Source organism: Streptomyces sp. TLI_105, assembly GCF_900105415.1.
Classification (GTDB): Bacteria; Actinomycetota; Actinomycetes; order Streptomycetales; family Streptomycetaceae; genus Streptomyces.
In genome coordinates, this window is the sequence record NZ_FNSM01000002.1 from 194,492 (window position 1) to 208,346 (window position 13,855).

Here is a 13,855-nt window from a genome sequence, read left to right on the forward strand (position 1 = left end):
TCGGGGAAAACAGTGGCGGCGAGCTCGCGGCGGACTTGTTCCTGCCGTTCGACGGCGGCGGCCAGGGCCTGGTCGTCCTGGCGGGGCGGGGCGACCGCGCGGTGGGCGGCGAGAGCACGGCGGTAGCCGGCCGACGCGCTCTCCCGCGTCTTCACCGGTTCGGCCGGAACGACCGGCCGCGGGGCCGGATCGTCGGCGGCCGCCGGGAACACCGTCGCGGCGGCGGTGCGGGCGGTGGGCGCCAGGACGTTGACCGTCCGGACGTTCGCCTCGCGCACCGTGCTGTTGGTGGCCGCGATCAGCCGCGGCGTGATCCAGCGGGCCTTGGTGCCGTACGCGGGGGCATCGGGGACGACCTCCAGGCGGCCGGTGTCCGCATCGAACTTCACCGCCTGGACGTGCCCGGTGAGCTCGGGCGCGGCCGCGATGAGGATGGTGTCCCACTGGGCCAGGACGCTGCCGCCAGCGGCCGGGGCAACCAGGCCGCGCTCGGTCATCATCAGGCTGATCGCCATGCCCAGGCCAAGCGGGTCGCGGCCGTCGCGCGGCACGATCCGGGTCCGACGGCGGGGCTTGTCCTGGCGGGCGGTCCCGCGCTTCTTCGCCGCCTCACGAGCGGCGAGGAGCGCCTGGCGGGCGAGGTCAATCCCGGAGGGCTGCGGGGTGCTGGTCATCAGGCCACCACCCCGGCGATCCCCTGGACCACGTGCCGTCGGCAGAACCGGCGCAACGCCAGGGCCTCGCGCGTGCACGGCGCATCTGCTTCCCGACCCTGGCAGGTCCTCGGGCCGGACTCCTCGACCGACCCGACCGTCGCGGTCCGCACGGGCGCCTCAGTGTGGAGCTGAGTGGGCGCCGGAACGACCGTGACGGCCCGGGGCGCGGAGACGAGGCCGGGGTGGAGCTCCTCGCGGCAGGGTTTGCATAGGCCGTCGTCCAGGGGCCGGCCGGTCATGAAGATCCGGCAGCCGCACTCACCGCACGTCCCGCGCTCCGGGCCCTCCACAGCCCGCTGGGCCGGAACGTTGGTGGGCCGGGCGGCCGCGGTCTCGAGGTCGCAGTCGGCGCAGCGGCCGGACGGGTCCGGGCGGGTGCCGTGCTGGAGGCACAGGCCGGCGGCGGCACGACGGGTGCGCTCACGGGCGGCGGCCTTGTCCTGGACGATCTCGGCGCACACCTCGCAGGCCGCGCCTGTGCGCCAGATGGTGCCGGACTCGCAGTCGGCGTAGCCGCAGCCCCAGCGGGGCAGGGCCACCCCGAGCAGCCACCGGCCCGGGTCACGGATCTCGTCCGACATCGTCCCCGCCAGCCGGGTAGTCAGCCGGTGCTGGAGACGCTCGGCACAGGTGCTGGCGTCGATCTGCCGGCCGACCTCACGGGCGATCTGCCGGGCGACGAACGCGCTGGTCACCTGGGCCAAGAGGTGGTGCACCGGCTCCAGCACGGCGTAGATCTCCGCGCTCATCGCCAGCTGCGGACCGGTGTACGACGATCCCCGGCCGCCCCCGGCCCCGCTGCTGCGCTTTTCGACTACCGGCTTCTTCGACGAGGGCTCGTTCTTGCCATCCGCGCGAAGCGCGAGAGCAGCGTCGCCCCGGCCAGCGGCAGCTTTGTCACCGGCCCGGTTTTCCACAGGCGAAGCGCCCTTACCTACCTGTACCTCGCCTACGGCGGATGAGAAGAACGCTCGCCCGTCCTCAGGTGAGTCAGTCTTAGGTGATTCCTCATTCGCGAGGGATCCCTCACCAACCGGAGAACCCGATCCCTCACCAACCGGGGAACTCGCCGACGCCTCGAGACCGCTGTCCACGACCACCCCGGCGGCCGCCTGGACGACCTCGGCCGGGCGGGCCTCGGGAGCCAGGTCGTGCGCGACGTACCGGTTGCGCCCTCGCGCTCCCGCCCGCCGCTGCACCGTCATCCAGCGCGCCGCCTCCACCTCGTCCACGACCGCCGACGCCGCCGTCACCGACAACGCCCGGCCAGCCTTCTTGCCCGAGTGGTGCAGCAGATAAGAGGCGATCTCCGCCTCCGTCAGCGCGATCCCCCGCGCCTGCGCGTACGCCACCAGCGCGAACACCCGTAGCTGCCGAGGCGTCAGGTCCTCCGCGGCCGCCACCGGCAGCCACACGTACGCCTCCGTCCGCAACATCGGCCGCACCGTGCGCACCGCCGACTGGCCCCGGCCACCCGGCAGCGTCCGCCTCTTGGAAAGCAGCTCCACCACGCCGTCCGGCCCCGGCCGGCGCAGTTGCCTCATCCCCCGCTCCACCGAAGCCTCCGACAGTCCGAGATACCTGGCGATCGTCTCCGTACGCGCCTCACACCCCTCCGGCCGCGCCGCGAGCGCCTTCACCTTCACGTACACCGACAGCGCCACGTCCTGATAGGACGACGTCCACACCAGACGCATCGGCACCCGCACCCGCTGACGCCGCCCCCGGACCTCACCGGCCGGAACGGACGTGGCGCCGACCGGGTTGTCGGCGACGTCGTTGACGGACTCGTCCACCGAAGCGGCGCCGGCCGCCGCCACGACGCTCATCGAGCACTCCCAACGGCCGGAAGGCGGAACGTGGCGAGCGAACGGACGCTTGGGGCAGGCAGAGCGGTGCAGATATTCATGGCCGTGGTGTACCGGCCAAAGCGGACACCCCTGGCCAGGGTGAGACGGAGAACAGGCGCAACAGCGCGAGCGATGATCACCCGGGCACGATGACCCGACCGGCCTGTGGACAGAGACCGACGAACTCGCATCTGGTCCACCGCTCCCGCACGGCGGGCGAGAACTTTCGCGCCATCCCGCTGGGCGGGAAGCGAGCGCCTGTGGACGCTGCCGAGGAACGGCCGGGCAGACCCGGAGGAAACGATCAGCTCGTGGTTTCCTGCAGGAAGAGTCACTTCCTGTTCAAAAGTAGCGAACCGGAAGATAAGGAGCGCTTGTTCCGTCACATGAAAAGCGCCAAAGGTGCGAAACGTTCTAAAACAGGCAGGGCTCGACTTTTCAGGGGACACCAGATCGGGCACTATGAGGACGTCCGCCTCTCTGTATCTCCCGGCGTATCGCCGGGTGGATGTTTCAGCAGGTAGGTGGATGCGCCCCCTCCGCAAGGAGCGGGCACCGGACGAGGAACCAGAGACGGGTCCCCCTTCTCTTGCGGTGAATCGGACGGGTGGCACGGATAGCCCTCGGGCTGGTCGTGCCGTGTTCCAAAGCCCTTGCCGGGGCTGTCGGAACGGCGGAGCCACTTCGGTGGTGTTGTGCAGAAGCCCTCTTGCCGGAGGGCCGCTGCGGCTACTGCTTGGTCCTTGCGGACCAGGTACTGCATTGGATTGCTCAACCCAGCTCGATGAGCTGGAGCCCAGAACCGGGGCCAACCGGGGACCGGGCGGCCGACCTGATGGTCGGCACGAAGGGCCGCGCGAGGTTGAAGTGGATTGCCGTCCACTCATCTGGCGCGCGGCCGGTGGCGGCTACGTCACCCCGACCCCCTCGAAACCGAAGGCGGCGTCGGCGTACCCGAAACCGGGAGCCAGGTCAGTCCTCACGCGGGCCTCCCTGAGCGACGGTCGGATGCTCTTCGGCCAGGCCGCGGAGAAACTCCGCGTACTTCAGGCGGTTACTGCGGTGGGGCTGCGTATGGCCGGCTTCCCATCGGACGATGGCGAGGCGCTTGACGCCGATGGCCTCGGCGACTTCCGCCTGGGTCAAATTCGCGGCGATGCGCAGCTGTTGGCGGATGCGCGGCGGAGGCAGCGTGTCAGCATCCACTAGGGCATCGTCTCGACGCAGCGGATCCGACATCGCAGCCTCCATCCCATTCAGCGTTTCCCGAAAAGATACACTGTTTGATCTCTGTGGGGCAGCCTTGCGCGGGTGAGTGTGGATTACCTGCTGCGGCCGTCACCCAGGTGGCGGTTCGGCATTTGAGCGGCATCTGCGAGCTCGGACAGTTCAACAACCGTCACGCCAGCAGCAACCAAGAGCTCGACTCCGACACAGTCGGCAACGAACAAGGATGGTTCGCGCCAGGCGATGACGACGCGCGGGATCCCGGCCTCGAGGATCCGCTGCGCGCACGGAGTACGGTCCGCGCTCCGCTGAGAGCACGGCTCCAGGGACGAGTAGATCGTCGCCGTGGCCAGCCGCGGGTCGCCCGCCGGGAGCTTCGCGAGGACGGCTTCCTCCGCGTGCTCACGCGGATCGCCCTCGCGGGAGTAGCCAGCCGCAAGTTCGGTGCCGTCCTCGGCGACGATGACCGCGCCCACCGAGTAGGCTCCGGCGGCCGGAGGGCACAGCGAGGCGAGGCCGATCGCGCGTCGCATCCAGTGGAGGTCCTGGTCCCGGTCGGGCGCGTGCATCAGCTGCGCTCCTTCGGGGCGTAGCGGAGCAGCACGACGTCGCCGATCACGCGGGCTTCCAGCAGCCGCATGCGGGCGGTCGACCTGCCCGGGTAGTTGGCGGTGCCCAGGAACTTCGGGGCGTCGGCCTGGCCAACCAGCAGTGGCGCGACGGCGAGGTGGACTTCGTCGGCCAGGTTCTGGGCCATGAGCTGGGTGTGGATCGTGCCGCCGCCCTCCACCATGAGCCGGCCGACTTTACGGCGGCCCAACTCGTCGAGGACCAGGCCCCAGTCGAGCTCGGGGCCGACGCTGACCACGTCCGCGAGATCCGCGAGCGTTGCCTTCATCTTGTCGACGGCGGAGTCGACCGTGAAGACGAGCTTCTGGCCTCCGTAGTGCCAGAACTTTAGGTCCGCATCGAGGTCGCCGGAGGCGGTCACCGTCACCTTCAGCGGGTACTCCGACCGGCCCTCCGCGATCCGCTTCGTGCGGCGCTGCTCCGAGTTGACCAGCAGCCTCGGGTTGTCCTTCCGCATGGTCGTTGCGCCGATCAGGATCGCGTCGCAGGAGGCGCGCACCTCGTCCACGCGGTCGAAGTCGTCGGCGTTGGAGAGCAGCAACCGCTCGGGGCTGGTGTCGTCCAGGTAGCCGTCGACTGACATGGCGGCCGAGAGGATGACGTACGGGCGAGGCACGAGTGCTCCAAAGGATGAGTGGGGGACAGCTCAGTCAGGCAGGGTGAAGAACGATCTGGTTGAGCGCGGCGCGGAACTCGGCGACGCCATCCTCTCTGCAGGCGGGGGCGAGTGCCTGCTCGAGGCGGTCGAGCTGACCAATGATCCGGGCGGATCCGGTTTCGGCAGCGATGCCGACTGCCTGCAGCCCAATCTGGGCGGCGAGCGTGACGTTGCCAGTGCCAGCGTGCGCTCGGGCGGAGCGAGCGAGGTAGACACCTCGGTCACGGCGGTAGGTGGGCGGGAGCGCGGCGATGGCGGTATCGAAGCCAGCGGCAGCCTTCCCGTATTCGCCGAGGGCTGCGAGGGACCGAGCCCTGGCCGTGTTGATGTACGCCTCATCGAGCCACGAGCCCCAGATGCTGTCGGATTCCGCGCGGCTGAGAAGCTTCAAAGCTGTGTCGTATGCGTTGAGGGCATCGGTGGCATCCCCAAGAACGGCATGAGCGTGGGCCTGGTGTATGACGGCGATGACCTCGAGACGACTGCCCGCTTGTGCGGTGCGACGAGCAGCTACAGCAAGACCGAGGGCGTCAGCAGGATGCCCTGTGTCGCTAGCCAACTGGGCCTTCCGCCCGAGGATGTACGTGGTGAGGTCGACGTCGCCGGTGATGTGGGAGGCGTCCAAAGCTTTTGCGGTGTGCCCATGGGCAGTGCGCTCGTCGCCGATGTCCTGGGCGAGCCAGCCGGCCAACTCCTCGTAGCGGGTCTCGAGCGCGAGAAGCGCCGCCGCGTCAGCCCCACGAGAAGCGCGTCGACGAGCGGCGAGCTGAACGAGGTGCTGCTGGAGCGCAGGCAGAACGTGCCGGGGACCGATCAAGTTATCGGTCTGGATCATCACACGACGGAGCTGCGCGAAGTGCTCGACAGGGGATGCCATGTCAGCAGCCGCAGCATGGGCAGGTGGAGCCGGAAGCGCCGTTGCGGCGAGTCCAGCGAGGCCGGAGGCGAGGACGACGCGGCGGGGCACAGGCACGAAGCGGATCCTTCCGTGGACGCGGCAGGGAACGACGACCATGTCCGTGCCGTCATCCCTTGAGCCTGCCTGTCCGGCCGAAGCCGTGACCAGGGCCGTTGACGTTTCGGACACATGGGCTGCCGGAACGGACACATGGGCCGCAGGGGGAGGCTCCGTGCTGATGCGATCCCACAGCTCGGGTAAGAGCCCACGGCCGTCGAGTTCGCGGTCCAGCAGCTCCACTTCCGAGCGATGTTTTGGCGCGCGCTGAGCGTTCTCCCATTTCCACAGCTTGGAGTACGAGATGTAGGTCGCCTCAGCCAAGCTGCGCAGGGTGTGGTTGCGCCGCTCGCGGAGTTCCCGCACGTGGTAGCCGAAACGTGCCAGAGGCGACGCCTCTGGAGTCAGGATGTTCGGCCTCTGTCCCACACTGATCCCCCTTCATGTCTCCGATCGATGTGTCCGCCCTGCCGGACACATGGCAGACCTGGCTCTCGGTCGCCAGGGCGCCTACAACTTTCGTAGCGAAGCCGAGAGCAACCAAGGAGTGAGGAACATGCACAGCGAGAAGCGGGAGGAGAACTCAGCCATCATGACCCTTCTCAAGCCTCTCCAGGCGCGCTTCAAGTTCTGTGACCCGAGATTCAAGCGCTCTGATGGCAAGGGTGCTCGAGTCCTCAACGGACTTCTCGGCGCTCTCGCTCACGAAGGACCCACGCCCCTGGTGGGAGTAGATCAACCCCGCGTTACGCAGTTCCGTAAGGGCTCGCTGAACGGTGCCGGCGGCGACGCCATACTCCTCGGAGATCTCTCGGATACCGGGCAGCCTGGTACCAGCACTGAGCCTTCCCTGCCGGATTTTCTCGGCGTAGTCCTGGGTGATCCGCTGGTACGGCTGCACGGCCTCGCTACTCATGAGCGACATCGTAGGACGAGCTCCTCTACTTAGACAGCTTCCCTAGCTTCGGTAGCGAACTGCTTGACACGGACCTGATTGTATCAGCTAAGTTACCTGTGTCAGCAGAGAAGGGCCTTCGGGGAACTCCCCTACTGGCGCCCGCTGAGCAGTACCTGCACCACCGCACAAATGCGAGTTCCGCCTCTCCGGAGGCGGTGGCCGTCTTTTCGGAGGCGACGGCAGTGGGGTCGAGCCCAGCTCCCCCGGCGACTCGTACAAAACCGCATAGCTCCACCTGATCTACCCCGTACAGCGCTGCTGCGCTGTCTGTCCGTCAGGACCCGCCTGCCGAAAGGCCGGCTCCTGGCGCGGCAGAGAAGGCAGCACCGCGCCCATCACGTCAGGAGGACCCGATGCCCCGTATCCGTCCCGGCCGTGTCCGGACCAAGAACACCAACCGCCGTGAGCCGCTGCTGCTCAGCTCCATGTCCCCGCAGGACTTCAACGTCCGTCCGGGCGAGGTCCGCTCGATCGTCTGCCCCGACTGCCGCACCTGGCGCCGGATCATCGGCGAGACCATCCTCAAGATCCGCCCCCACGGCCTAGACAAGGGGAAGGCCACGGAGGGCGAGAAGCGCCCCCTCTGCCCCGGCAGCGACCAGCTGGTGGACGTCGACATCGACGTCCGGCGCTGGCAGGCCCGGCAGGACCGGCTGCTGCGCGACGCGATGCCGCAGGAGAACCGGCGCGCCGCCCGGCAGTTCTACAAGCCGATCCCGGCCCCGGCTGCCCCGGTCTCCCGTATCCACGCGGGAGTCACGCAGGAGGCGGCCCGGCAGGCCTACCTCGACCACGTCGACGAGTGCGTGCAGTGCGGCACCGGCCAGCACTGCACGGACGGAGGCGACCTCGCCCACCGCTACGTCCTCGTGTGCAACGCGGAGCTCGCCCGCGAGAAGGCGAAGCCCATCGCCCGCAGGGCGCAGTGGGAGAAGACCGCGCCGGCGGTCCGCGACGCCGACACCCGCCGCGCCGACATCCTTGCCGGCAGTGCCCCGGCCGAGGGCCCCGACGTCCCGCTCGCGCCGGTCGACGAGAAGACCTTCGCCCGGCGGCAGGCCGAGCTCGGCCGCCAGTACGCGGCCCGTACCGCGACCGCCTGACCCGCACAACCGACAACGGCCCCGGCTCTGGCTCCCGCTTCGCGCGGGGGACGGGGCCGGGGCCTTCTGCTCCCGTCCTACCCGACTCACCGCACCTGGAGGCCCGATGCCCGCCACCTCGACCCTGACGAACCGCCGGCCCGGCACCACCGGCGAGGTGTTCGACGCCGAGACGCTCGCGCTCCTGGACGAGCTCGACGTCCCGCTCGACGACTTCGACGTCGACCTCGACGTCGCCTTCGGTACGCCGCTGGAGATGTACGAGCCCGCGGGCACCGACCGGGAGCTGCGCCGGTACGCGGCCGCGGTCCTGACCGTCCCGCCCGACCGCCGCCACGAGCTCGCCCTCGCGTACGGCGCCGAGATCGCCGCCCGCGTGGATGCCGGCCGCGACATCCTCGCCGCCGACCCGGCCATCACCGCCCGCGTCCGCGAGCGCCTGGTCGACGTCCTGCTCCCCTACGCCGGCCGCCTGCGCCGGACGATCCGCTCCGGATGCCGCCCGGAGTACGCCGCAGCCTGAGCCGCCCCTCTCGAACGGACGCCCACGATCACCGGCCACCCCTACTGCACCGAGGGGTGGCCGCTGGTCGTGGCCGGTCGTACGACCCGCCAAAACAACGACAGCCCCGGGGATTGCGCCCCCGAGGCCGTCCAGGACCTGAGTGGAGGACCTGATGCAGAACAGCATCGCACAGCACCCGACCGACTCCGACACGGACATGGACGAGGCCCTGCGCCGCGTCCGCTCGGGGAAGTGACCGCCATGGACTGGCGCCACAACGCGGTCTGCCGCGAAGAAGACCCTGACCTGTTCTTCCCCATCGGCAACACCGGCCCCGCCCTGCTGCAGATCAAGGAAGCCAAGGCTGTCTGCTGCCGCTGCCCCGTCATGGAGGCGTGCCTGCGGTGGGCGCTGGAGTCCGGGCAGGACGACGGTGTCTGGGGCGGGCTGTCGGAGGACGAGCGCCGCGCCATGAAGCGCCGCGCCCGCCAGCAGTCCCCGAGCGGACAGGCGGTGTCGGCATGAGTTCCTGCCTGGCCAGGCTGACCGCGGTTCTGCGTCACCTGTGGCAGTGCTCCAACTGCGGCTGCTGGTCGGAAAGCCAGAACTGCCCGTTCTGCTGAGCCCTGATCGAAATCACAGGTGAAGTGACTGCCCGCCAGAACCCGCTCTACATCCGTTACATGGCCGCCGTCGACGAGTGGACCACCCACGTCACCGACTGCTCGTGCCGGGTCGAGGCTCCGTACGAGGTGGGAGCGCCGCTGTTCGAGCGGTTCTCCCGCCTCCAGGACGCCTGGACCAACCACCTCACCCAGCAGCGCCGCTGAGGCTCGCCTGTCTCTCCCGCCCCCGCCGCCCGGCGGGGGCGGTCCTTGTCTCCGAAGGAGAGAACCGCATGACCAGCACCATCACCACCGTGTTCACCGACGAGGTCCTCGCCCGGGCCGCCGGGCTCGTGAAGGACTCCTACCGGCCGGTGTGGACCGGCGCCTCGGGTGAGGAGTCGACCGGTGAGTCGGTCGCCCGTCACTTGGAGGCGGCCGTCGCCCTGCTGGAGACCGACGGCTGGACTCGCATGTCCAACTACGGCCCGGCCGTGAGCGCGGAGCTGCCCGCGATCGAGTCGATGAGCACGCAGGCCATGGTCCGCGAGGTGCTCCTCGCGGTCCGCGAGGAGACCGCCCCTGCCCCACGCACCTTGTCCGCGGCGCTGGACCACGCGGCGCGCGGCGGGGATGGCGATGCTGACACCCGCGACGTCGCGTACGAGGTGCTGACCCTGGTGGTCCGTGCACTGACCGGTCACGACCAGGCCCGCGCCACGGCGTGGGCGGAGCGCCTGCACCGCACCCGTGAGGACGTCACCGCTCTGCTGGCCGCCGGCGCCCGCTTCGCCCGCGCCTACGGGCCCGGCGCCGCCGAGGCGGACCAGGCCGCCTGACCTGCCGCCTTTTGCGCTCTCCCCGAGTTGCCTGTCGTCCCTCGCCCGCCCGGCGAGGGACGGCGGGGAGCACCGGGGCCCGCCCCGCACCTCGCTCCGCCGTCTCCCGTCCGGCGGGAGCCCGAACGAAGCTCCCACCCGCCCGACCGCACCCGCCCTCTCCGGTTGCCCGCCAGGCGGGCCGCCGGTTTCGCCGTACCGCCGTGCCCGGGCAGGAGCCCGGGCCGACTTCATGGAGGACCGCGATGACCCGCACGATCCCGCTCCTGCACCCGCTCGACGACCACGGCCGCCTGCCGCGCCGGCCGCTCGACGAGACCAGCCGCCTCCCCCAGGACGTCCGGGAGGCCGCCGACGCGCTCGCGGCCGCGGCCGCGAAGCCGCAGCTGTCTCCGGCCGCCGACATCGCCCGCCACTGCCACCCCCACTACCTGCGGGCCGAGCCCACCGCGTTCGGCACCGTCACCTTCTACTTCCGGGCCTTCACCGGCCGCGAGAGCCGGCCGGAGATGCCGCGCGAGGCGTGGGACGACCCGGCGCTGACCTGGAAGCAGAAGTGCGAGCTGGACAGCCAGTACACCGTGGCCCAGTCACTGTGGTCGCAGGGCCGGCTGCGGATCCAGGCCGCCCCAGTCCTGCGCCGGGCCGCCCCGCTCTGGCAGGCGTGGACCACCGCCCAGAGCGAGCTGCGCGAGGCGTTCGAGGTGTTCCGCCACACCTCCGACGGCATGTGGCGCGCGCAGCTGCTCCGGCTCACCGACGCCGAGCGGGCCGCGCTCGACGCGGCCCGGGCGTGGGACGCGGTCGCCGAGGAGCTGTCCCTGCTCGCCGCCGAACAGCGCCGCGACGCGGGCGAGGAGCACGAGCTCGAGCTCGAGACGGTCGCCCGGGAGCTCGGCCTGGACGCCTCGGACTGGGTCATCCGCTGGCCCGACGACTACACGCCCCGCGCCTACTCCTGGCCGCACCAGACCCCACTGGTCCGCGCGCTCACCGCCGAGATCGAGCAGCAGCGCGAGCGCCTGATGGAGGTCGCCCGCCTGGTCGGCGACCACGAGCCCACACCGGCCTGACCCCTTCCCCCTCTTCTGCCGGCCCACCCGGCACGACCGCTCAAGGAGCGCCTGATGACCACCCATACGGACCTGGCCCGCCCCGCCGACGGGGCGCCGGAGCACCACTCCGTCCCCGGCCCTGTGCCCGCTCCGGCTGCTGATGCTTCTGACGGGCACCCCTTCCCGTCCCTCGACGGGGCGCCCCCGTCCGGGTCCTCCCTGTCGTGGTCCCGGGGCGAGAAGTGGCTGCTGCGTTCCGGTATCGCTTCCGGCGTCGGCGTCGGCACTCTCGGCCTGGCCTCCTCCTACAAGGCCCTGGAGGAGAAGGCCGCCAGGACGGCCGCCGAGGGTGGTTGGGGCTGGGGCGAGTACGCCTGGATGCTTCCCGTCGGTGTCGACCTGGGCATCTTGACCTTCTCCATCGTCAACCTGCTGCTGGTCAAGGCAGAAAAGCCGCTTGCCTGGGTCAAGTGGGTGCCGCGCGTGCTGACCGTCGTCACCATCGTCTTGAACTGGAACACCGGCGCGACGAGGGAGGGCAAGCTCGGGCATGCCGCGCTCGCCGCACTGTGGGTGGTGCTGTCCGAGATCGCCGCCCACCTGTACGCCGCGCACATCGGCCGATTGCGCAACCGGCGCCAGATGGAGCGGATCCGCTTCTCCCGCTGGTTCTACCAGCCGGTCAGCTCCGCCCGGGTCAACCGGCTGATGAAGTCCTGGGAGATCACCTCCTACGAGGCGGCCCTGGAGCGCGACCGGCAGCTGATGGTCTACCGCTCCGGACTGCGCAAGGAGTACGGCCGGCTGTGGCGCTTCAAGGCCAGTGAAGAAAAGCTTCAGCCGCTGCGGCTCGCCGCCTACGGCATGACGGTCGAACAGGCCCTGGAAGAGCCCGACCGTCAGCAGGACGCGCAGGACCTTCGAGAGCAGAAGCGCGACCTTCAACGGGCCCGGGCGGAGCTTCAGAAGATTGAAGCGGAGGCCCGGATCAAGGCGGCCGAGCTTCAGGCGGAGGCCGCCAAGGTTCGCGCCCAGGGCGACCTGGCCAAGGCCAGGGCGGAGGCGGATGCGTCGGCTTCAGTGGCGGTTCAGCAGTCTGAAGCCGACCTTCAGGTCCGTCGTGCGCAAGCCGAGGCCGAGGCGAGGCGCGTCAAGGCGGAGGCCGAGGCGAAGGTCCGCGAGCTGGAGGCCCAGGAGCAGACCCGGCAGGACGAGCTGATCCGCCAGCGGGAAAAGGACCAGCTCAACTGGGAGTCCGAGCGTGCCGAGCTGCTGGCCCGGCAGAAGGAGGACGAGCACCGCCGACAGCTTGAAGCCCGCCGTCTGGAGGCTGAAGTCGAGTTGAAGGAGAGCGCGGAGGCCGCGACGGCCCGCCGAGTGAAGCAGGAGGAGGACGCGCGGGCCGCCGAGCTGGAGAAGCGGGCCGCCGAAGCCCGCAAGGCGGCTGCTGAAGCCGACCGGAAGGCCAAGGAGAACCAGCAGAAGGAGCTCGAAGCGGAATCGGCGATCAAGGCCGTCGAGCGCAAAGCCGCCGAGGACGCCGCTGCCACACAGGCGGCCCGGCTGAAGGCGGCGGCGGACGAGCTGAAGGCCGCCGAGCTGGAGGCTGAAGCCCGCCTGACCCCGGCTGAACGCGAAGCCCGGCAGATCGCCGACATGATCCGCGCCGAAGGCGTCAAGGCGATCACGCTGAGCCGGATCGAGGAGATCTTCAACTTCTCCCAGGCCACCGCCTCCGGCCGCCGCAAGCGCGCCATCCAGCTCCTCCAGGAGGCCGGTGAGCTTCCCTCGGAGGTCGCCTGACCTGCATAAACGAGCCAGTTTCGACGGTTCCACCGGCCCCCGAGACGAAGCAAGCGCCTCGGGAGCACGGTGAAGGCGTCGAAACGCCGCCACCACCCTGCCACGGCCGCGCCCCGGAAAGAGGCGAAACCGCAGGCGAACACCCCCGGCTCACCCACCCTTTTGGAGGACGACCCCGTGAATCCCGAGCACCGTCCCGACGCGGCCCCGCAGGGCCGGCCGCCCGGGTACAACGCCCCCAACCCGCTGCAGGATGTGGCGGCCAGCGCGCCCGCGACCGCCCGCTACCTCGCGGACATCCAGCGGGTGGTGCGCGACACCGAGCGCCACCTGGCCACGCTGGCGGACGAGACCAGCGTCCACCTGCGCGGCACCCACCTTCAGGGCGACCGTTTCTGGCACGCCAAAAACCGTGCCCGGCCGGTGGAAAAGGCTCTGCGGAAGGTATTGAGGGACGCCAAGAACCTCGCCGCCGACCTCGAGGCCGCTGCCTACAGTCGTCACGCTTTCGACGAGAATTGCGCGAACACGGTGAAAGAGCGTAAGGAAAAGGAGTTGGAAAAGCAGCGGAAGAAGAATCCGCAGCAGATCCCGCCCATGCCCGCCGCCCCGCCCGGACTTCACAGCAAGCCGGAAAGCGGCTACGCTTCTCCCGTGTCGAACATTCACGACCTGCGAGGGCGTGAGTCGGCGTGAGCAATGCAAGCCGCCCGCTGACCCGGCACGAAATCAAAGCGCAGAATTCCCGCAACTACCTGCTCAAGCAGCGGACGGATTTCGTGGAAAAACACGGGGAAGACCTCGGCGCTTTCTACTTCCTCATCATGCTGCTGCAGACACACGGCAGGAAGATGCTGAAGCGAGGCGACGTGCAGGGACTGCGGCGACTGGCCCACGACCTGCACGGCCTCTACGTGAAGCACACCCAGCAGTAGCACCCACCCGCACGAC

15 protein-coding genes are annotated in these 13,855 nt (G+C 69.9%); 9 read left to right on the plus strand and 6 right to left on the minus strand.

The window, feature by feature from the left end:
• Window positions 1-673 precede the first annotated feature (673 nt).
• The 6 genes from BLW86_RS40230 to BLW86_RS40255 form a co-directional block, all read right to left on the minus strand.
• Window positions 674-2,536, minus strand: a complete 1,863-nt coding sequence (locus BLW86_RS40230; protein ID WP_371129701.1) for a hypothetical protein — start codon at window positions 2,534-2,536, stop codon at window positions 674-676.
• 1,002 nt (window positions 2,537-3,538) lie between these two features.
• Window positions 3,539-3,805, minus strand: coding sequence for a helix-turn-helix transcriptional regulator (locus BLW86_RS40235; RefSeq protein ID WP_093879334.1), 267 nt, complete (start codon window positions 3,803-3,805; stop codon window positions 3,539-3,541).
• An 83-nt stretch (window positions 3,806-3,888) separates the two neighbouring features.
• A complete protein-coding gene (locus BLW86_RS40240) occupies window positions 3,889-4,362 on the minus strand; it encodes a cytidine/deoxycytidylate deaminase family protein (protein WP_093879254.1) in 474 nt (157 codons plus the stop codon).
• Entirely contained in the window at window positions 4,362-5,006 is a 645-nt protein-coding gene (locus BLW86_RS40245) for a RibD family protein (RefSeq protein WP_093879335.1), read from the minus strand. Before BLW86_RS40245 ends, BLW86_RS40240 begins: the two co-directional genes overlap by 1 nt.
• 67 nt (window positions 5,007-5,073) lie before the next feature.
• A complete protein-coding gene (locus tag BLW86_RS40250) occupies window positions 5,074-6,465 on the minus strand; it encodes a helix-turn-helix domain-containing protein (RefSeq protein ID WP_093879255.1) in 1,392 nt (463 codons plus the stop codon).
• 154 nt (window positions 6,466-6,619) lie between these two features.
• Complete coding sequence (locus tag BLW86_RS40255; RefSeq protein WP_177182000.1) at window positions 6,620-6,952, minus strand: GntR family transcriptional regulator; 333 nt, start codon at window positions 6,950-6,952, stop codon at window positions 6,620-6,622.
• 395 nt (window positions 6,953-7,347) lie between these two features.
• Here BLW86_RS40255 and BLW86_RS40260 point away from each other — a divergent pair, with 395 nt between their 5' ends.
• From BLW86_RS40260 to BLW86_RS40305, 9 genes are all read left to right on the plus strand, one after another.
• The gene (locus BLW86_RS40260) at window positions 7,348-8,097 is read left to right on the plus strand and encodes a hypothetical protein (protein ID WP_093879257.1); all 750 of its coding nucleotides are present in this window, start codon (window positions 7,348-7,350) and stop codon (window positions 8,095-8,097) included.
• 106 nt (window positions 8,098-8,203) lie between these two features.
• On the plus strand, window positions 8,204-8,620 hold the full coding sequence (locus BLW86_RS40265; protein ID WP_093879258.1) for a hypothetical protein: 417 nt from the start codon (window positions 8,204-8,206) through the stop codon (window positions 8,618-8,620).
• A gap of 243 nt (window positions 8,621-8,863) precedes the next feature.
• Entirely contained in the window at window positions 8,864-9,127 is a 264-nt protein-coding gene (locus BLW86_RS40275) for a WhiB family transcriptional regulator (RefSeq protein WP_093879336.1), read from the plus strand.
• A gap of 122 nt (window positions 9,128-9,249) precedes the next feature.
• Complete coding sequence (locus BLW86_RS40280; protein ID WP_093879260.1) at window positions 9,250-9,432, plus strand: hypothetical protein; 183 nt, start codon at window positions 9,250-9,252, stop codon at window positions 9,430-9,432.
• A gap of 68 nt (window positions 9,433-9,500) precedes the next feature.
• A complete protein-coding gene (locus BLW86_RS40285) occupies window positions 9,501-10,046 on the plus strand; it encodes a DUF6197 family protein (protein WP_093879261.1) in 546 nt (181 codons plus the stop codon).
• A 245-nt stretch (window positions 10,047-10,291) separates the two neighbouring features.
• Window positions 10,292-11,119 (plus strand): hypothetical protein, encoded by an 828-nt coding sequence (locus tag BLW86_RS40290; protein ID WP_093879262.1) that lies wholly within the window; start codon window positions 10,292-10,294, stop codon window positions 11,117-11,119.
• Window positions 11,120-11,173: 54 nt separating this feature from the next.
• Complete coding sequence (locus BLW86_RS40295; RefSeq protein ID WP_093879263.1) at window positions 11,174-12,904, plus strand: DUF2637 domain-containing protein; 1,731 nt, start codon at window positions 11,174-11,176, stop codon at window positions 12,902-12,904.
• A 177-nt stretch (window positions 12,905-13,081) separates the two neighbouring features.
• The gene (locus BLW86_RS40300; RefSeq protein WP_256341789.1) at window positions 13,082-13,600 is read left to right on the plus strand and encodes a hypothetical protein; all 519 of its coding nucleotides are present in this window, start codon (window positions 13,082-13,084) and stop codon (window positions 13,598-13,600) included.
• Window positions 13,597-13,839 (plus strand): carbohydrate ABC transporter, encoded by a 243-nt coding sequence (locus BLW86_RS40305; RefSeq protein WP_093879264.1) that lies wholly within the window; start codon window positions 13,597-13,599, stop codon window positions 13,837-13,839. The genes BLW86_RS40300 and BLW86_RS40305 overlap by 4 nt, the downstream gene beginning before the upstream one ends.
• Window positions 13,840-13,855 lie beyond the last annotated feature (16 nt).

Excerpts from the sequence above, each read along its gene's own strand:
- BLW86_RS40275 (WP_093879336.1), top strand. The coding sequence starts at position 8,864 with ATGGACTGGCGCCACAACGCGGTCTGCCGCGAAGAAGACCCTGACCTG.
- BLW86_RS40285 (WP_093879261.1), top strand. The coding sequence starts at position 9,501 with ATGACCAGCACCATCACCACCGTGTTCACCGACGAGGTCCTCGCCCGG.
- BLW86_RS40240 (WP_093879254.1), bottom strand. The coding sequence starts at position 4,362 with ATGCACGCGCCCGACCGGGACCAGGACCTCCACTGGATGCGACGCGCG.
- BLW86_RS40290 (WP_093879262.1), top strand. The coding sequence starts at position 10,292 with ATGACCCGCACGATCCCGCTCCTGCACCCGCTCGACGACCACGGCCGC.
- BLW86_RS40235 (WP_093879334.1), bottom strand. The coding sequence starts at position 3,805 with ATGTCGGATCCGCTGCGTCGAGACGATGCCCTAGTGGATGCTGACACG.
- BLW86_RS40255 (WP_177182000.1), bottom strand. The coding sequence starts at position 6,952 with ATGAGTAGCGAGGCCGTGCAGCCGTACCAGCGGATCACCCAGGACTAC.
- BLW86_RS40245 (WP_093879335.1), bottom strand. The coding sequence starts at position 5,006 with ATGTCAGTCGACGGCTACCTGGACGACACCAGCCCCGAGCGGTTGCTG.
- BLW86_RS40295 (WP_093879263.1), top strand. The coding sequence starts at position 11,174 with ATGACCACCCATACGGACCTGGCCCGCCCCGCCGACGGGGCGCCGGAG.
- BLW86_RS40260 (WP_093879257.1), top strand. The coding sequence starts at position 7,348 with ATGCCCCGTATCCGTCCCGGCCGTGTCCGGACCAAGAACACCAACCGC.
- BLW86_RS40265 (WP_093879258.1), top strand. The coding sequence starts at position 8,204 with ATGCCCGCCACCTCGACCCTGACGAACCGCCGGCCCGGCACCACCGGC.